Below are 18,976 nucleotides of genomic sequence, written 5' to 3'. Positions count from 1 at the left end.
TTGGTTATCCCTGGATCAAGGCGAGCGCTTCGGCATGAAGCCGCGGCGTTGCGGTCGCCAGGACGCGCCCTTCCGAACGAATCGAGAGCGGGCATCCCTCCCAATCGGTGATGCAGCCGCCGGCGCCCTGCACGATCGGCACCAGCGCCATGTAGTCATATGGCTGAAGCCCTGTTTCGAGAACGATGTCACAGTGTCCCGACGCAAGCAGGCCATAGATGTAGCAATCGCCGCCGAAACGGCGCATCCGCGCAGCTCGCGACAGCCGCTCGAATGGCCCCATCTCGCCGTTGCGGAACATATCAGGCGATGTAGTGTAGAAGCGCGCGTCGGCGACGCTCTCGCATGCGCTGGTCCGCGCCAATCCATCGCCGAACCGCGCCACACCGGGCTTCGCCACCCACCGCTCACCGGTAAAGGGAACGTCGATCAGGCCGCAGAACGGCTGCTGCTGATGGGTCAACGCGATCAGCGTGCCGAACAAGGGAAAGCCGCTGATAAAGCTCCTGGTGCCGTCGATCGGGTCGACGATCCAGGTGAACGCGCCGCCAGGCTTGGCTCCGATCTCCTCGCCGATGATGCCATGCTCCGGAAAGCGCGCCTCGATCCTTTCCCTGAGACGCAACTCGACCGCTCGATCGGCGATCGTCACCGGGCTCGCATCGGACTTGGCGGCGACATCCAACGGCGTGCGGAAATAGGACAGCACGATGGGCCTGACCGAATCGGCGAGCTCGGCAGCGAATGAGAGATAGACGTCGGCATCGTCTGCCGTGACGGCGTGCTGGGCCATTACAGCGCCTTCATGAACAACGGCCATCGCGGATCGCGGATGAGAGAGTGCGTCCGCCTGCGTTTCCAAATGCTTTTTCTGCAGAAATCGAAATCCAGCTTTGAGATCCGGTCTGCAACATCGTACCTGTGCTCCACTTGATGTCCGCGAGCGCCTCGTGGACGATGGGACTGCTCTTACGCCTGCAGGAATTGAAAACCTCAACCGCATCGATGCGGCGTGTGCCTTTGCAGATCGCCATGCTCGGCTATCTCACCCGCACACGTGATCATCCTCCAAAAAACATCACCTGACCGAGTATGATCGGTGATGGGACCCCGTGGGATTCCCCAGGCACTCTTCGCGCCTGACTAACCCAGGCCCCCTGACCAAAAGCTGACGGCCGCGATCAATTCCGCGGATTCCGGACCTTTCGCGGGCGTGATCCACCACAATCAACTTAAAACGAGATGCGCCGCAAGCGTCCAACTTGTGAGGGTTTTCCAGCCGCGCAGCCAGTCTCTGTCCAAGCCCCTCCACCAATCGTCGTGACTTAGTGAACCTTGCCGCCGTTAGGTTACGGCAGCGGCTGCGAGTTCAAAACTGAAGGGCTGGCCGTCAACAATAAGGGCGACTTCGCCAACCTCGGTTGGCTTTTTGCGATTTCAGCCTCCGCAACGAGGCTGCAATCACGTCCGGAGTTATCCGCATCGGATGCGTACGTCGAACACACGTCCTCAATAGCGGCTGTCGCGTGCCATGGAAAACTGCCCCCCATATTGCCTCAGATGACAATGTTACCGAAGCGCCCCCCTGTGTCTCCTGAAGCAGCCGCCGCGAGCGGTTTCCGGTTCCGAACGCCACGCCGTCCCGCCGACGGTGCAGACCAAGTCGTGCCGTCCTGTTCGTACGGCTGTATGTCCGACTGTGCCGAGAAGGTGCTTTCCTTCCACACTCGGCGCCCCGTGATTGCTAGCTAAGCCACGTCAATTCAGGGTTTGACGTTGCCATTATCGACGAAGGGTGTCAGGCGTTGTCAGCATGAGGCGCACCGCAAATATGGTGTCGGTCCGCAACGGATCCTCTCGGCGGTTCGCCCGTCGTCAAGCCATTCGGCCAATCCGGCTCATAGACCACCAGAAGTGCTTTCGATGGTCCTTCGGTTTACGCCATCGCGTTTTGAACAGAAGTAGACCAGGGATCGGCGCTCACCAGTATGCACAGGTTTCACCTCGTGGCGGAGCTTACACGTTGTGACCAGCACGGCTCCAAATGGCGGTCGGAATACCTGCTGTTCGTAGGCGCTTGGATATACCACGAACTCCCCCCCTTCGAAGTTCTTCGCGAGTTGCACAATCACGGAGTACTCGAAATCGGGGTCGCTCGCAGCATCCAAATGGATGCCAACAAAAGAACCAGGAGGCATCCGATGCATTTGGCATCGGCGAATGACAAAATCTGATGATGCTCCCAATATTTTTTTCAGTACGAAGCTGCGGTCTTTTCTTTCGAGGAGTTCGATAATCTGCCCTGGGGCTGCACCATTCGCGTTGCTGGGAGGGCGACCCGGCGGGTCTACGCGCACGCGTTTTACGAAGACATTGTGCGAGTCGCCGGCATCTCCTTCCCGCACTTCTTCCTCCGGAATCTCAGTCTGCAGCTGATCGATCCTTGCCAGGTCATCTTGGGTGAACAAAGTCTGCGGACCGATCACCACCGTGCCCTTCACCAACAGCTCTATGCGATATTTCGTCAGATGTTCCTCTGAAAGCAGGCGGGGCTTTTCATTTGCTGCGCGCGGCATTCGTGGTCACTCCAAGGTGTGATCTTCAAGACGGTATTCCAAGCTGCCTTCATGCATTGAGCTGAGCGCTTGCTCCCATTGCTCGCCATCGAAGTCGTCTATTCTTGTGATTTCGATGGATTTTCTATCTAAACATCGAACATTGACACTGAATCCAGAAGGGTTCGATCGCGGCCTATAGAATGGCTTTACGCCGCAAAACCGACAAAACGTGTGCCGGGCGATATTCTTATTGAACTGGTAGGTAGTGAGGGATTCTTCGCCGCGCTCTACGCTGAGCTTGTCACCAGCCACGAGCAAGTGCAGAAATCCAGACATTCTACAGATTGAACAATTGCATCGAACTACCGAGACCTCTCGCGGCGCCCGGACGCGGAACTTGACGGAACCACAATGACAACGGCCGTGATGCTCGATCTCCGCTCGGCCATCTCCCTCAGATGGGGGAATTCGAAGTAGGTCGCGGCACCACTGCACGTTGAGCCGATAGGCTTGATCGAACTCGCCCATGAAGCGAACACGACGGTCGACCGGGACGAGCTCGCGGACGAGCCGGCTTGTCATCTCTCCGTGATATTTCTCTGCGGGATCGTCACCGCCGACATGGCTCCGGAAGTATTCGAGATCGCCGGCCTGCACATCAAAGATCCTGGTCAAAGTGGACCACAGTGCCTGGATCATTTCCGCAGCATGTAGCTCAAAAGCGACCATGTAGGCGCAACGGATTAGAAGATCTTTCGATGACAACCCATCATAGAGGCAATGCAGGTAGCGCTTCGTCGTGGCGCTGTAGTTAGGCTGTATTGCTCGGCCGAGTAATCGCGACGCATCTTTTCTAAGCAGGTTCGAGTGGAAGCTTTCGGTAGCCAGAATTTCAGGTAACGCCGCCTTACCGCCCTGGAGAAGTCGGCCATAACCGCCGGTCTCATCCCAACAGATGAAGTTGGCGACCACGCTGGTCAGCTCAATATCCCTGGTAACGTCCCGATTGCGATGCATTACGTCGAATATGAGGTTCTTTTGCGAGCCCGCCTGCAGGTACGGGAACGCCTGTGACATCGCCAGGTATTCAGGCAGCAGGCTCACAACCTGTTCTTCGGACATCTCCGCAGTGAACGGATGCGGGCCAAACCGAAGTCGTGCTTGCTCAGTCAAGTGCTCACAAAATATCTGCGAGGGCTGATCTTGTTTGAATTGAGATGCTTGAGAAGACCTCATTTGGACCCTGTTATGAGGAGAGAACGATCATTCGAGCGAGGCGGCAAGGGCTAGCGGCAGCGAGATCAAATAGTTCGCTGGTTCGACGTTTTTGGCCGCATCAAATCGTGGCGCCCCCCGCAATCTTCGCAGTATCGGCTTTTGCCTGATGGGCTTGGCCCGTTCATGAGTGTATCGAAGAAAAGCGCCGCCCAGTCGAAGCGGCGCCGCGCTGACTTCCGATCCACAAGCAATCCGATGCTGGAGTAACCCGCGCGCCACTCATCGCTCGCAGAGTCGTGGTGAAATACGGCGGCTGCCTGGCGCGAGGTCCTCAAAACCAAAGAGATTGCCGCCGGCTTTGGCTCGTTCTGCGTGCATTCCTTCGCCATCCTGTGTTCTTGCACGCTTGCAGCAATTGCTGTGCCAATCCGACACTGCTCCATAAGTTCCGAGCACGTTGAGAGAACCCTCGCGAGACTCCTCGTTGCAAATGTCTTGAAGCTGACAGGACCCTGCACGCCGGTCAGAAAACGGACAACGAAAACGGATATGCTTCCAATCCACGGGGCATGGGCTAATAGACCGAGAAAGACTGCTTGAGGACCGTCTCCTACCCGCCAAATGAACGCCGGGCGTCACGGCTGTTTGAACTTCATCTCAAGTCAGGTTTGGCGACCGCCGAAAATATGCCCGAAAGACAAGGCGCCTTCCGGTCGGTCGCTAATGTCTTGAACGACAAAGTCACGGCCTGATAGCAATTGGGCCGGCGTAGGGTTTGCCGCGACCGGCCTTCGACTGGGAAGGAAACTCGCGGTGTCACAAATGTTCGTTCAGCACGCCTCTGTCAAATCGCGTCTTAACGCGATCCTCCGTGCGACCAGCGGCAATTTCCTCGAGCAGTTCGGCTTTTTCCTATTTGGCTTTTATGCCACCGCCATTGGGAACGCTTTTTTCCCGCAGAGAGCGAAACCGCCTCGTTGCTTAACACGTTTGGCGTGTTCTGGCTGGGCGCCTTAATGCGTCCGGTGGGCGCGATTATGCTGGGCGCCTATATTGACAGGATTGGCCGTCGCCAAGGCCTGATCATTACCTTGTCGATCATGGCAGTCGGCACCGTGATTATCGCCTTCTGTCCGAGCCATGCGACAATCGGGATTGCCGCTCCCATTATCGTTCTAACCGGACGGCTGCTCCAGGGCTTTTCCGCCGGCGTCGAGGTCGGCGGTGTTTCAGTCTATCTGGCAGAGATCGCAACCCCAGGCAATCGTGGTTTCTACACTTAGTTCCAGTCGTCCAGCCAGCAGGTCGCGATCTTTGTCGCGGCGATCGCGGGTTACCTGCTGAACGAATCGATGCCGGTGGAGGCCGTGGCCTCCTGGGGTTGGCGAATTCCTTTCTTTCTCGGCTGTCTTATCGTCCCGCTCATCTTCTTCCTTCGTCGAACGCTGGAGGAAACTCCTGAGTTTCTGGCGATGAAAAAGCATCCCGCAGCAGGCGAGGTCATTGCCTCTGCGCTTGCGAATTGGCGCACCGTCGTCCTCGGGATGATGATGGCCATGCTGAGCACGGCGCCTTCTATTTCGTTACCGTCTACACGCCCACGTTCGGCAAGACCGTCTTGAAGCTGTCCACCCAGGATGCGCTCTTGGTGACACTCCTGGTCGCCGTGACCAACTTCATCTGGAATCCAATTGGCGGCGCCCTCTCCGACCGTATTGGCCGTAAGCCAGTTCTGCTCGCCATTGCTAGCCTTGCCTTGATGACGGCCTATCCGGCTTTGAATTGGCTGGTGAGCGCTCCCACTTTCGGCAAAATGTTGTCAGTGGCGATGATGTTCTCTTTCTACTTTGGCACCTACAGCGGAACTATGCTGGGCGCTCTGGTTGAGATCGTACCTGCGCATGTGCGCACAACCTGCTTCTCCCTGGCCTTCGCACTCGCGGCCGCCCTGTTTGGTACTTTCACTCCACTTGCCTCGACTTGGCTCATTGAACGAACTCATGACAAGGCTTCGCCCGGGTTCGATGTTTGCAGCCGCACTCAGCGTGATCGCTGCACTCACGATCTATCGAGGAACTTCCAAGCCATCGAGAGCCGTGCAGCCTTTGCGCCCCGAACCGCCCGACAGCGCTTTAGGCGTGCAGGCCGCATCGCGCTAGCGTGTTGCTCTCAGTCGCTGACTGCCGGTCTTCGTTTACGACAAACTCATGCCGGGCTCTGCCACGACGCCTAGCAGTCACCTTACGGCGCGTGTAGTGTTATTGCCGCGGAATGCTTGACCGCTGAAGAGGGATTCGCAGCCGTCAGTCGGCAGCGGCCGATCGTCCTATCAGCATTTCCCGGCCGAAGCGCGGAGGCGAATTCTCGCAAACCTCCTACGTGAGGACGGCACGGCTGAATGTCGCCGCGTTTCATGTCCGACATCTTTCTCTGACAGTTTTCAACGGGTCGTATCGCTGCCAAAAGCACAGCTTTTCGCTCGTTTCGTGCTGGCCCAGATCCTGCATCGCGTCCAATTGCGAGACGAGATGAGCGGCGCCAGGATGAGAGTCATGATTGCGCTATTGATCCATTCATCGACGGTGGGATCCGACGATGGCGATTGGCGAAGTCACGCGAACGGAACCGTGCGAACGTCGGTCGTGCCGCCGGCGCTATTCCTGGAGGCAAGTCTACGCTCCACGACGCGTGCGGCAACACATCGATACCAAGCGATACTTGTGCGGGGGTCTGCTGGCAACCAACGACATTTGGCGCCGCTTGCGCGAATCGGTGCGACTTCGAGCTGACCCACCACGCCACATCGCGGGCCTGCGCAAATGCAGTTTCTGAAATGAGGTACCTACACGTGCTCGATCGACTGGATACTCACACTTTCAAGCTGCATCCGCAGCGCGACGCCGTGCTCAGCGAAGTGCATGCGCGTCCGTTTATGCAGCTTATTCCACCATTCAAGGTGATCCACTACGCGTTTCTTGCGAAGGGCGATGCGGCGGCAAGCGATCGCCGCGGCTTCGTCGCATTTTGTCGGGATCGCGACCTTCCCTCACCGCAGGCCTCAGCGAAACATCACCAGATTGATATCGGACCTGTGACGCTTCGTTGGGAACAGCATGCCGAGTTCGCCACCTTCACGTGGATAGTCAATAGTCCGGCCGATCGCCAAGCGGAGGGCGCCCCGGGCGCGGTTCACTCCCTGATGCTAGCGTTGCGGCAGGAAGGGCAATTGCTGGTCGCAATCAAGTTGGACGTAGAGCAAGACGCCTGCCCATTGACACGGGCGGAACAACTTTTCGACAAGAGCAGCCTGGCTATGGCCCGCATAAAGGGCGGAAAAAGTGTCATGGCTTCTGATTTTCGCGTTGACCAAAATGGTTTCACCAGGATTCTTGTCTGCGACCTCGGCTTGACGCCGCACAATCTCGGCGCGTTGGTGCAGCGGCTGCTTGAAGTCGAGACATATCGTCCGCTGGCGCTGCTCGGTCTATCGACAGCTCTTGAGCTCGGTCCATTCGTCGATCGCATCGATAGACGTCTTGGCGAGGTACTCGAAGAAATGCAGGGCGCGGAGGGATTGAAACTCAACAACCATCTACTTGCCGAACTGACCTCGTTGGCCGCCTCGTTTGAGCGCGGTGCGACCGGAAGCCTGTTTCGGTTCGGCGCTAGCCGAGCTTATTACGAATTGGTCCAATCCCGTTTATCTATCATCGAAGGCAGCGAGATCGCGGACTATCCGACCTGGTCGTCGTTCCTCGCGCGCCGGGTGGCACCTGCGATGCGAACTTGCGAGACGACTGCGGATCGCGAGGCAACCCTGTCGGTCAAGCTGGCGCGTGCCGCTGATCTGTTGCGAACCCGCGTTGACGTCGAAATCGAACGCCAGAATCGGGACCTGCTGCATGCTATCAATGAACGCGCTGGGCAGCAGCTTCGGCTGCAGTGCACGGTAGAGGGTTTATCAGTCGCGGCGATAGGATATTATGTGGTCAGCCTGTTTGGCTACCTTGCCAAGGGAGCGCATGATGTCGGACTTCATGTAGAGCCCTCTTATCTAACCGCAGGGTGCGTGCCGATCGCCGTCGGTGTGATCTGGCTGGTCAGCTACAATACTCGCAAGAGACATCTCAAGCACCGCGACGAGCCGTCCGCCATGCGTGAGTAGGCACTCCTTTCAGCTATTAACGGGAGAACTTAGCGACGTTAATCCCCTGGCCGCCGGACGCGCTCCCTCGTACCGTCAACAGTGCGCAAATCCGACTTTGGCCAATTGCTGCGGTAGGATCGAAGATGCTGCTGCCGTCTTCCGCAAGCTATCAGTCCGCCCGCGATACGACCGGTAGCATGACAGATTATCCCCTCTCCCAGGGCAGTGATGGACCGACGGGGTGCCGCTAAATTGCATCGCTAAGACTGGCTGTAGGCGACATTTCCGGATCGGCAGGCGAGACCGCTCAGGTTCGGCGAAGAAAAATCTCGTTCTCCAGGCCAGGTGGTCCCAGCATGCCCGTGTAGTTCACACCCGAAATTGTCAAATTCGTCTCCGGCTGTGAGCGCTCGGCAGCACGTCATGCAAACGCATTCCTTCTTTGAGGTCTGGCGGCGCCCATTGGTCGCCGTGCTGCCAGCCCGTTGGGAGATCCAGCTCTGCATCGGGGACCCCGGGCACCGAGCGCACCGCGTCATATGGTGCGCCGGAGCTCGAGCCGCCTACGCCCCACAGCGGCGAAGGATCTGGTTTATTAACGCTGTCGGTTGGCGAATGTCTGGGTGAAGCAAATATCTCCAAAAGCTTCGCCGTGTCGAAGCTTTCCACTGGCGAGAGGCCAGCTTGACCCATACTCGGCCAAATCCCCTCCGGATCGACAATTTGCACCGGCGACGGAACGGCTGGATCTGGCTGATTCACACTGTCCAATGGGGATCCGACAGGCGAAACGAGCATCTCCCGAAGCGTCGCCGTGTTCAAACTTTCAGCCCGCAACTGATCCGGATCATCCGAGGCATCCCGAAGCCCCGCTGAGTTTTGGAGTGGCAGCGAGGGGACCGGTTGATCTTCCAGTAACCGCCAAAGTTCCTCCGGTTCGAAACTTAACTCCGGTGACGCGACGGCCGGATCATCCTCCGCGTGCCAAGGGGTGGCCCTACCGGAAGCGCGCTCCGCGTTGCGGTAATCACGAACCATGCCCAGCCCGCTGACAATGCTGCCGTTTCCGGGAAACCGCTCTTTGGCAAGTTTGACCAGCTCCGGATATTCCAAATTGGTCATTCGTTGGCCATCTGCGTTGAGCGCCCCAGCAAATCTGAGAAGATTTTTGACGTAGACGTTGATGGCCTTCTTGGGACGCGCGCTGGTACGAGCCGCAGCCTCAATGAGGCATTTGTCTTCGGCGGCGGGAGCCTGATCTTCACGAGGTCGGCGTGCAGCTAAGATGCCAGGCTCACGATGCTCGCGAAGCACCAGCAATGCGGCGTCCATTTCATTGTCATTACCGAACATCCCCTTGGCGTGGACTAGCAGCGCGTTGTGATCGAGCGCGGCCATCGCTTGCCCCTGAGACTCGAGCGATTTCGCCAGCCTACGAAGAACACGATCATACTTCTCGGCTGTGAGCGGTGCCCATCCCCGGCGTGCCGCAGCTGCCTGAACCGCGCCGTCGATCAGAATCTTGTCTTCCGCAGGGGGGACATAATGTCGATCTCCATCGGCCACCCTAGGCTCGCGATATTTGTGAAGCGCCCCCAAGGCGTGGCGCATTTGCTCGTCGGCGGGAAAGTACAACCAAGCGTGGTCAAGCAGGGAAGTCTGATCGAGACCGGAAATGGTCTTGCCTCGGCAGACAAGATCATTCCCAAGTTTTCGTAGAGAAAAGGCATAGTTCCGAGCCGTTTGCTCCTGCAGATTCCTGCGCACAGCGTCTGTTTCAACCGCCTCTATGAGACTCTCATCTTCGCTGGATAGCTGAGGATAGGTCGGGCGCGGAGTATCCCGGGCGACGGCGGCTTCGGCCGCCTCACCCAGTCGCTGCTCAAAATCCGTTTGCCCAGCTTCGTTCGCTTGCGCCCCCTGAGCTGCCTGCTGTCCCCCCAACAGATGATTGGAACTTCGCGGGCCCGAAGAGAATGGGTCGCAGTTTCTCGGGTCCATGGCGGTCTCATCCGTTTTAGGGAACTCAAGAAGCAGATATCACCTGCTACCCGTGACTGCTGATGAAAAGCTGACGAGCCCGAAGCCTCTGATGAGAAGCTTAGAAAGGCATTCCTTTATGTGCGTCTGTTTTCTCGCACGGTCCGCTTGACAACCGGCATAAAGCCCATCTCGAGGCGACGAAGCTTGCCTTGACCGCTCGGCAAGAGCTGATTGATGGAAGCGGCCGCGATGGCGAATGCCAAGCGGGTGATCCCGATCGCCGCGACGAGCTCGCGACGGAACCGAACGCGAACTCAACGGCACCTTCTCTGAGCGGGCAGCACCGGGCAGGTTGCACATTCTCAGTCAAGGCAGCAGGTAGGCGAGCACGGCCCGCTTTCGCATTTGGATCGGTGGTGAATTGCAGCCGGGCTCGTCAGCTTCTCGACAGCCAGCGCGAGCAGCATAAGCCGTCGAGCGTGGCGGACCGGACTACGACTAGTGTCCTGAACCAAAAGTTCATGGCATTTTATGCCTTGGCGGGCAGATTGTAAGCGCAGAAGCGTTCGATTGAGCCGAGAATGTCGTCAGCTGATTTGGTCCATCGGAACGGCATTGGGTCAGCGTTGTGATGGTCGATGAAGGAGGCAATCTCGGCCCGTAGCGCCGCCACACTGCGATAGATGCCGCGCCTAATCTTACGCTCGGTGATGAGTGCAAAGAAGCGTTCGACCTGATTGAGCCAGGATGAACTGGTTGGCGTCAGGTGGACGTGCCAGCGCGGCCTCTTTGCCAGCCAGTTGCGGATCAACGGCGTCTTGTGGGTTGCGTAATTGTCCATGACGAGGTGGACGTCCAGATCGTCTGGAACCGCAGCTTCGATCTCATCGAGAAACTTGCGGAACTCTTTGGCACGATGGCGTCCATAGCATTTGCCAATGACCCGGCCGGTTGCGACGTCGAGGGCGGCAAACAGCGAGGTGACGCCATGGCGTTTGTAGTCGTGACTACGGCGCGCCGGCTGGCCAGGTCGCATGGGCAGCATGGGCTGGCTGCGATCCAGCGCCTGGATTTGCGACTTCTCATCGACACACAGTACGATGGCGCGCTCGGGCGGAGCTACGTAAAGGCCGACGATGTCGCGAACCTTGGCGACGAAGTCGGGGTCGGTTGAGAGCTTGAAGGTCTCCAACCGATGCGGCTGCAAGCCGAAAGCGCGCCATATACGCTGTACTGTTGAGACTGACAGCCCGCTGGCCCGCGCCATGCTGCGCGAACTCCAGTGGGTGGCCCCGGGAGGCTGGGTCTCAAGGGTGCGAACGATCACCGCCTCGATCCGGGCATCCTCAATCGTGCGTGGCGTCCCCGATCGCGGACTCGTCCCAAAGACCTTCAAGCCAATGCTCGGAGAACCGCCGCCACCATTTGCCGACCGTGTCGGGATCGACAGCCAAACGGGCCGCCACGACCTTGCTCTGCTCGCCCTCAGCACAGGCCAGGACGATCCGAGCCCGCAGTGCCAACGCCTGAGCAGTGCTTCGACGCGACGCCAACGATGTCAACTCAGCACGTTCCACCTCATCAAGCTCCAGCGGAGCAAAGCGCCGACCCATCGCCAATCCTCCCCAAATCAGGAGAGTCCGCTATCATCGAGTCGATTTGGAGTCCGCCGAACTTTTGATTCAGGACACTAGAGCATTTTCCACATGATGTGGATCATCTGGTGTATCCAGCATGCCTAGAGTAGTTGGCACACATCTGCGGCGCAAACGACTTGACGAGTTTGCCGATGAGTTTGAGCAGGGCTTGGACCGTGCGGGTGGCGCCTTTGCGCAGCGCAGCTTTCAACCGGGAGAAGGCCTGTTCGATTGGATTGAGGTCGGGCGAGTAGGCCGGCAGATAACGCACGCGGGCGCCGACAGCCTCGATCGCCTCGCGGACACCGGCGATCTTGTGAGTGCGCAAGTTGTCCATGAAGACGATGTCGCCCTTGCGCAAGGTCGGCGCCAGGACTTGCTCGACATAAGCCAGGAACGAGGGCCCATCCATTGCACCGTCGATGACATAGGGCGCCGTGAGGCCATCGATGCGCAGCGCGGCGACAAGCGTCAGCGTCTTCCAGTGACCATGGGGCACGCCAGAGACGAGGCGCTCACCGCGAGGAGAGCGCCCATAGTGCCGGACCATCTTCGTCGTGACCGCAGTCTCGTCGATAAAGATGAGGCGCGGTGCACGCAGCTTGGGCTGCTCGGCTTTCAGCGCGGCACGCTCGGCAGCGACGTCAGGTCGATCCTGCTCGGCGGCGTGCAGTGTTTTTTTTGAAGGTGATGCTGTGACGGTCGAAGAAACGCCAGATCGAACCGATGCCGGCCTTTTGCTTTCTCTGAGAGCGCAGACGCGCGCGGATCTCCTCGAGCGTCAGGTCCGGCTCCGCGGCGATCAGCTCGATCAGCCACTGCTTGTGCTGCTCCAACGGCGAGCGGCTGTGCCCGGTGCCGGGCTTGGCCTCAACGTTTCCGGTCTTCCTCCAACGATCCATCCATCGGATCGTAGTCGAAGCGCCGAGATTGAGAATGCGCGCAGCCTCACGTGCGCTTTCGCCGGACTCAACAAGCTCAACCGCACGCACCCTGAGGTCCTTGGAGTATCCCTTCGCCATCGCATGCCCCGCATGTTGTCGCGGGCAACACCGAATCTGATTTGCGTGCCCGTGGGAATCCCCTTTGACTGTTCCGATTCACCTCAACTGGAAACCGCTCTAGCGTGGGACCGGCCCAGTTTCGGCCAACTCGACGCATTAGGCCGCCGGAGGCATACCTCGCGCTGAGGGCGCCGGCGTGAGGACGGCGCCAATCTCGCCTGAATCATCAGCGCCAAGCTCTCCATGCCTCCGCGCTTGTCGGAGTGAGGAGGGACGCCAGGGCGTTGACGCGTTCGGGATTTTTCTCACCAAACTCTCAAGATCAAGCATCGCGGGCTAATGCGGCAAGATCGGTCTCGAGCTTCGGCTGTTGCTTGAAGATTGCGTCAATCAATGCCTGTGCGGGCTGCTCGGCGGTCTCAACCAGCGCTGCTTTCTCGGCGCGCGCAGAGGGTGCGAACACTCGCTTCACAACGGTCGGCGAACCCTTGAGACCGCATTTGGAGACGTCCTCGACGCCGGCATCATGCGCGCTCCATTTCACAATCGGCGCACGCGCAGCCCGCAGCGCATCCGCCATTGCGCCGCGCCGAATCTGGTTGGTAGCCTCCAGCATGGTGACAAGACAGGGCAGCCTGGTATGCAGCACCTGGACACCACCTTCGGAGCGCCGTTCCGCTTCAATCGTACGCGCTGCGAGATCCAAGGATCTGACCTTGGCGACGTAGGTTAGCTGCAGCACGCCAAGTCGCTTTGCAATGCCGGGACCGACCTGCGCGGTATCGCCGTCTATGGTCTGTTTGCCGGTAAAAATGAGGTTCGGCGGCCCGTATTCCTTACCAATCTTCCGAATCGCTGTTGCCAGTGCATACGTTGTGGCTAGGGTGTCGGAACCCGCAAAGCAACGATCGGTCAGCAGAACGGCACGATCCGCGCCAAAGGTCAGCGCTTTTCGCAAAGAGTCTTCGGCCGATGGTGGCCCCATTGTAAGCACGGTTATCTCGCCGCCGAAACGATCGCGCAGCTCCAGCGCGGCCTCGAGCGCGAACAGGTCATAGGGGTTGATGATGGTAGGCACGCCCTGGCGCATGATCGTATTGGTCACGGGGTGCACGCGGATCTGCGCAGAATCCGGGACTTGTTTGATGCAGACGACAGTGTGCATGGAATTGCTCCAAAAAGTTCGACAGCTGCGAACGGAACAGCAAATGTTATACCATCGCGCCTATTTTTGGATTTCTCTAGGAATTTCGAACATTTATATGGGAGAATGCGGCCCACTCTAGCTCGCTGCTCCGGGCGAAAGAGTACCGACGCGCGTCGGAGCTGCGACAGCGCCATCCAGCTACGAATGTCGGGTGAGTGACGCCAAGACCGCTTGCGAGATCACCTCCGTCCATCAGGCGCAGGCAGAATCGCGATGCGCACGGACAGGTGGCTCCGGCGAGGTGGTCCGCCGTGGCCAAACCTCGAGGGGGCGAACGCCTTGAGTTCCTGCCGCGATCGGAAGCTTCGCCGGTCTAGAACTGGCGCGCGCCGGCGTCGGAGAGATCACCTTTTTTGATTTCGACATGGTCCAACCGGCAATAGCCTGCGGGATCTTCCCCCCTTGAGAACGGAGGCATCCTTCTGGGCTGGCGTTCGGGAGAAGATTATATCGTCGTCGATCTCTGCGGTCCCGGTCCACTCGCACTTCAACGGACGGCATTGTTTGTTGCCGGATCACAAGTGGCAGATGGCCGAGATCAAAAGCGCATTCGAAGCGAGCGACGGCGATCTCGACTATCTCGGCGACTGGCAATCGCATTCCAGATGGCGCAGCTGAGATGAGCGATCTCGGTTCGGCGACGCTCTCGCGGTTAGCTCGAATCGTGACTGCGCCGCAGATGCTAACCGTCGCTGGTAGTCAAACAGACTGGACATTCCTCGATGCTGGAAAGGGGAAATCGTCCGTCCGTTGTTTCGGCGCAGATTGATGGCCACCCCGGCAGCTCGAATCCCCCATCTAAGGTCGTGAACCCACATGCGGCTCCGCGATGTAAGTGAGCCGAGCTCCATAAGAGGCCATCCCTTGATTTATCACGACATGTGACGCACATTAAGCGACACATGTCGCGAGACCACCATGACAGCGGCCGCTGAAAAACCTGTTGGGAACGTGCCGGGCAATGACCTGCAAAAAGTGGCCGATCTGCTCGGCGGACCCCGTATCCTGTCGCGCCGCATCACAAGCGCCCTCGACGCCCATGAACTTCTGCTGGACGGACTGCCTGGATCCGCGCTGAGCCACTTCGTCCGCCCACCTCCTCTTCATTCAAACAGCTTCGCTGGAAAAAGCCTTCGGAATGAGCCTTCGCACCTTTCAGCGGCGCAAGGACGCTCCGGACAAGCCGCTCAGCCAGGAGCAAAGCGGGCGAACCTGGAAGTTTGCCGAAATTCTGGCCAAGGCCACGGACGTGTTCGGTTCGCAGGAGGAGGCCGAGCAGTGGCTCGAGCGTCCGGCCATCGGTCTTGACCAGCGCCGCCCGATTGACCTGCTCGTCACGCCGGCCGGCGTCGAACTCGTTGAACAGTACCTTACGCGCCTCGCCTACGGTGTCTATGCGTGACGTCTTCCGTAGAGCCATTGGGAGGCGGCAAGCTCATCGCCTGGCGCCTCGATCCGGCACGTTACGCGTCGACCTGGGATAGTGGCGAAGGCGCTTTCCTGGCCGGCGGCCGGTGGAACAGCATAGGCGTCCGCGTCGTCTATTGTTCTCTCGATCCGGCGACAGCGATCCTGGAAGTCGCGGTTCACAAAGGCTTCAAGACGCTCGACACAGCGCCGCACGTACTGACCGCGCATCATGTCATCGACGTGTCCGACGTTCACATCGTTCGCCCCGCCGACGTTCCGAACGCCAACTGGCTGCTGCCCGGAATCCCGGGCGCTGGACAGCAGGCGTTCGGTGATGCGCTCCTGGCCAAACACCGCGCGGTGTCCAACCACAGCTGGAATCTTCGACCCGACCAAGGCGAAAGGCGCGTACCAGTAGCACATTCAGGAAGCGTTCGCACTCGATACGCGTCTTCATCCTCGACCATCTAGGTCCTGATGGCTTCATGGCAGCGACCGCCGCACACCAACGAACGACAGTCTGGTGTTATTGCCGATAATGGCGCGTTGTCGCTTTCGAACCCACTCTAACTTGGAGACCATCGGCGAATTTATAGGCTTGTCCAGGCTCGGACAGTGGGCCGCCTTTCCGACTTGCACCACCGAGTCGATCTCTGTATTGCCACCGCCGCTCGCCCCGCATGTCACTTGTCGCCCGGATGCGGACGCGAGGCACTGCGCGCGCGTCTGGTACATGCAATCGCCGGGATATCCGACGCCTCTCCCCTGCATGCACCATGGAAATCTCGAGTTCTCGCCGGAGTAACAGTTACGTATCCCGCGATCCCAAAGGCCAACGCAGCAAACAACAGAGACACGCGCATTGGTGGCTTCTCAGTTCGACGCCCGACCGTTCCAAAGGAGCGAACGACCCGTAGTTCCCCTTAGAAGCTCATTAAAGATGGCTTGATGCTGCTGGCAGCGGACGCTGGGGTCAGCAATGAGGAGATCGCCGCGAGCGTCGGGGTTCGCGGCTCGACGGTGATCTGCCTACGCGCCGTGCATGCTTCGCCCGAGTCCACGGCCTACGATATCCGACACCTCTCAGACTTGCTCTAGGTTCTACGTTAGGCGTCACGCGCCCGCAAATCCTTTTCTCCCCAGCCTCCCTCCGGCTCGCACAGCAATCTGCCAAAGCACGATTGATCGACCTCAGAGAGGTGGCGAATCTCGTCCCAATGCCGCATTAGGCAATCAATTTGGGCAACTTTGAATTTGGAGAAAGCTAGCTCCACCACACCTTTGTCATCGGTTCTGATGGCTACTCCAGCAGGCCAGGCGTCTGTTCCACTTAGGATGCGGGTGTTTACCACCATCGGAATGACGAAGGGCGCCCCGTCATTCAAGCGGCTGGTGTCGACCATCGCTTGTCTTGATCGAGCAGAGCAAAGATTTCGTCGGCCGCGACCGGCCGACCGATGAGGTATCCTTGCACTTCGTCACAATTGGCTTTTCGCAAATAGTCGAGCTGCTCGGCGGTTTCGACGCCTTCGGCGACCACGCCGATCTGCCGGTCCTGCGTCAGTGTGATGATTGATTTTACGATCGCCGCGCTCTCTGGTCGGCTCAACATGTCTCGTATGAAGGACTGATCGATCTTGATGCGAGTGTAAGGCAGTTTCAGTAAATAGGTCAGCGACGAATATCCCGTCCCGAAATCGTCAAGTGCCACCGTCACTCCCAATTGTAGGAGTGCGTTCAGGATCGATGATGCCGGCGCGTACTTCGAGATCAGCATCGATTCGGTTATTTCGATTTCGAGACGATGAGGAGCAACTCTGGCTTGGGAGAGGGCCTGCACGATTGTCTCAAGGATGCTGACGTTATGGAACTGAGCTGCCGAAAAATTCACGGCGATCCTGAGGTCAGACGGCCAGTTCGACAGCGTCGCGCAGGCGCGTCGCACCACCCACTCACCGATTCCGTGGATCAGTCCGGTCTCTTCGGCGATTGGGATGAACTCGGTCGGGGAAATTACCCCACGGACGGGATGCCGCCAGCGCAGCAAGGCCTCAAAGCCGGTGACGCGGTCCGTTCGAATATCAAAGAATGGTTGGTAAAGAAGGAATAGCTCGTCTCTGTCGATCGCGAGCTCCAGATCCTGCTGCAACGCTCTGTGCTCGTGCGCTGATTTGTCATCGGAGATCTCATAGAAACAGATCGTTCCCGGACCCGCTTGCTTGGCGCGATAGAGCGCAATGTCGGCATTCCTCAGGAGCTCATGAGGTACGTCGCCATCGCGCGGCGCCATTGCGATGCCGATGCTGGTCGCTCCCGCGATCTCACATTTTTCGATGGCGAATGGTTCGGCGAAGGCGCCGACAAACCGCTCGGCGACTTCGAAGGCATCCTCAACCTTGGTCAGATTGGTCATAACAATGGCAAATTCATCGCCGCCGATGCGCGCAACAGTATCAGTCTGCCGTACGCATCGCTGTAGTCTCGCCGCGGTCTGCACGAGAAAGTCATCGCCAGCGGGATGGCCGAATTTGTCATTCACTTCCTTGAAGCGATCGAGGTCGAGGAGAAGAACCGCGAACTCCTCGCCCGTGCGGGCGAGCCTGTTGAGGGCACCTTCGAGGCACTCATTGAAGGCAAAACGGTTCGGCAGTTGGGTCAGCGGATCCCGTCGCCCCCTCCTTTCGGCCTCCAGTTGAGCAATCGTGCGTCTGGTAAACGCGAAGGAATTGGCGAAAACGCCGGCAGGAGTACGAAGCCATAGGCCACGACCAGAATAGCGACGAGCAGATAGGCGAAATCGTCGTTTCTGCCGAGGCAAATTGCGGTACCCACAAAGATCGGAGCCGTGAACGCAACTGCCGCCACCGGAATCGTGGCGAAGGCGAATGCGCCACCTGCAAGCATTCCAGAGCAGAGACACGTTATGACGAGCTGCCCGCCATTGGAGGCATTCGCGAAGAAAGCCACCGGCACAATTGCCCAGGCAGTTCCGAGAACCAGCGCATTCCGTACCAACCGGTGCATGGCCTGGCGCGACACGAACTGGGGCTTCGTCATCAGTCGTGATGAACGCGCTTTCAGGCCTATCGATAGCGCGCCGCAGACGACAGTCGCCGCCCAGATCAGGGCAACGTTTCTGTCTGGCGAATGCCAAAGCGCAATGGCGAGTACGGTCGCATTGACAGGCGTTGGCCATCATGATGCCCAGCGAATAGCCAAGCACGAGGGAGACCTGCTCGGCACGAATGTATCCTGCAACCGTTTCATCGGTGGCCGGCCCGCCAAATGCCGCCAATTCTCCGGCTAGGAGCTTCGAGAGCCAGGAGCTCAGATATGCTCGCATTCAGGGACCCCGCAGGACTGGTTATAACGTTTGGCGCCAGCTCCGGAAGGTCGCGGCAAATCTTTGACAAAAGATAAACTCTTGATTGTACCAGCCGCCTAGCGCCGCCTGACGGCGCGCAGGAATCATTGCTGAGGGTTTGGCCGGTTACTGCGCAACTCCGTTCGTTTCGTACAGACCTATTGCTTTGATAGATCGCTAGTTCGAGTTAACTCGCGTGATGACAGCCTCAGCGCCATCTGGATGAAACAGCGAGGTGTGAGATCGATCGGGCTCGACCAAGGTTTGGCGACGCGCGCATTCCGCGGTTGAGCCGCTTGCCCCGACGACCTTCTCTTTGCGTGGCCCTCGCAGTTCGCTGTCTTACTGCACTGCACGCCAGCCAATAAGTTTCGGCAGAGGTGCCGTTGATCCCTTTTGTTCGATCGAGCCAGCCTCCTCGACCCGTCGGTCCACGCAATCAAAACTC

At 58.7% G+C, this 18,976-nt stretch carries 9 protein-coding genes and 5 pseudogenes; 4 read left to right on the top strand and 10 right to left on the bottom strand.

From position 1 onward, the window contains the following. Positions 1-4: 4 nt before the first annotated feature. The 3 genes from hisN to ACVMB1_RS02380 all read right to left on the bottom strand — a co-directional run bounded on the left by hisN (position 5) and on the right by ACVMB1_RS02380 (position 3,731). Positions 5-793: a histidinol-phosphatase gene (gene hisN / locus ACVMB1_RS02390; RefSeq protein ID WP_456848176.1), complete on the bottom strand. Its 789-nt coding sequence runs from the start codon at positions 791-793 to the stop codon at positions 5-7. A gap of 1,105 nt (positions 794-1,898) precedes the next feature. Continuing rightward, positions 1,899-2,576 carry a 2OG-Fe(II) oxygenase gene (locus ACVMB1_RS02385; protein WP_253603402.1) on the bottom strand — a complete coding sequence of 226 codons (678 nt, stop codon included), beginning with the start codon at positions 2,574-2,576 and terminating at the stop codon, positions 1,899-1,901. Between the two features lie 6 nt (positions 2,577-2,582). Beyond that, a complete protein-coding gene (locus ACVMB1_RS02380) occupies positions 2,583-3,731 on the bottom strand; it encodes a GFA family protein (protein ID WP_245313954.1) in 1,149 nt (382 codons plus the stop codon). An 867-nt stretch (positions 3,732-4,598) separates the two neighbouring features. Between ACVMB1_RS02380 and tcuC the strand changes: the two are divergent. Further along, a pseudogene (gene tcuC / locus ACVMB1_RS02375) lies at positions 4,599-5,935 on the top strand (tricarballylate/proton symporter TcuC). Positions 5,936-6,624: 689 nt separating this feature from the next. Then, entirely contained in the window at positions 6,625-7,941 is a 1,317-nt protein-coding gene (locus ACVMB1_RS02370; protein WP_456848175.1) for a DUF3422 family protein, read from the top strand. Positions 7,942-8,307: 366 nt separating this feature from the next. Here ACVMB1_RS02370 and ACVMB1_RS02365 read toward each other — a convergent pair whose 3' ends face one another. The 4 genes and pseudogenes from ACVMB1_RS02365 to ACVMB1_RS02350 all read right to left on the bottom strand — a co-directional run bounded on the left by ACVMB1_RS02365 (position 8,308) and on the right by ACVMB1_RS02350 (position 13,712). Then, positions 8,308-9,924: a hypothetical protein gene (locus ACVMB1_RS02365; RefSeq protein WP_141713527.1), complete on the bottom strand. Its 1,617-nt coding sequence runs from the start codon at positions 9,922-9,924 to the stop codon at positions 8,308-8,310. Positions 9,925-10,435: 511 nt separating this feature from the next. Then, positions 10,436-11,519, bottom strand: a pseudogene (locus ACVMB1_RS02360) (IS630 family transposase). A 103-nt stretch (positions 11,520-11,622) separates the two neighbouring features. Then, a protein-coding gene (locus tag ACVMB1_RS02355) for an IS630 family transposase (RefSeq protein ID WP_456835514.1) occupies positions 11,623-12,565 on the bottom strand; the annotation gives its coding sequence in 2 pieces (ribosomal slippage) (positions 11,623-12,225 and positions 12,227-12,565; 942 coding nt in all). A 304-nt stretch (positions 12,566-12,869) separates the two neighbouring features. Next, on the bottom strand, positions 12,870-13,712 hold the full coding sequence (locus ACVMB1_RS02350; protein ID WP_057016774.1) for an electron transfer flavoprotein subunit beta/FixA family protein: 843 nt from the start codon (positions 13,710-13,712) through the stop codon (positions 12,870-12,872). Between the two features lie 960 nt (positions 13,713-14,672). Between ACVMB1_RS02350 and parS the strand changes: the two are divergent. Next, positions 14,673-15,156, top strand: a pseudogene (gene parS / locus ACVMB1_RS02345) (type II RES/Xre toxin-antitoxin system antitoxin). Next, positions 15,153-15,642, top strand: a pseudogene (locus ACVMB1_RS02340) (RES family NAD+ phosphorylase). The pseudogenes parS and ACVMB1_RS02340 overlap by 4 nt, the downstream one beginning before the upstream one ends. A gap of 5 nt (positions 15,643-15,647) precedes the next feature. Here ACVMB1_RS02340 and ACVMB1_RS02335 read toward each other — a convergent pair. From ACVMB1_RS02335 to ACVMB1_RS02325, 3 genes and pseudogenes are all read right to left on the bottom strand, one after another. Further along, complete coding sequence (locus tag ACVMB1_RS02335; protein WP_253641395.1) at positions 15,648-15,899, bottom strand: DUF3551 domain-containing protein; 252 nt, start codon at positions 15,897-15,899, stop codon at positions 15,648-15,650. A 371-nt stretch (positions 15,900-16,270) separates the two neighbouring features. Beyond that, positions 16,271-16,567, bottom strand: a complete 297-nt coding sequence (locus ACVMB1_RS02330; protein WP_069280000.1) for a hypothetical protein — start codon at positions 16,565-16,567, stop codon at positions 16,271-16,273. After that, positions 16,546-18,507, bottom strand: a pseudogene (locus tag ACVMB1_RS02325) (putative bifunctional diguanylate cyclase/phosphodiesterase). The gene ACVMB1_RS02330 and the pseudogene ACVMB1_RS02325 overlap by 22 nt, the downstream one beginning before the upstream one ends. Positions 18,508-18,976 lie beyond the last annotated feature (469 nt).

The organism is Bradyrhizobium sp. USDA 4504 (assembly GCF_054063995.1).
The sequence above is the reverse complement of the archived record's forward strand: the minus strand, read 5'-3'. Positions and strand labels throughout refer to the sequence as shown.

What these genes read in the sequence shown, in the direction of transcription:
- ACVMB1_RS02385 (WP_253603402.1), bottom strand. Translation starts at nt 2,576, where the DNA reads ATGCCGCGCGCAGCAAATGAAAAGCCCCGCCTGCTTTCAGAGGAACAT.
- ACVMB1_RS02350 (WP_057016774.1), bottom strand. Translation starts at nt 13,712, where the DNA reads ATGCACACTGTCGTCTGCATCAAACAAGTCCCGGATTCTGCGCAGATC.
- ACVMB1_RS02330 (WP_069280000.1), bottom strand. Translation starts at nt 16,567, where the DNA reads ATGGTCGACACCAGCCGCTTGAATGACGGGGCGCCCTTCGTCATTCCG.
- ACVMB1_RS02365 (WP_141713527.1), bottom strand. Translation starts at nt 9,924, where the DNA reads ATGGACCCGAGAAACTGCGACCCATTCTCTTCGGGCCCGCGAAGTTCC.
- ACVMB1_RS02335 (WP_253641395.1), bottom strand. Translation starts at nt 15,899, where the DNA reads ATGTACCAGACGCGCGCGCAGTGCCTCGCGTCCGCATCCGGGCGACAA.
- hisN (WP_456848176.1), bottom strand. Translation starts at nt 793, where the DNA reads ATGGCCCAGCACGCCGTCACGGCAGACGATGCCGACGTCTATCTCTCA.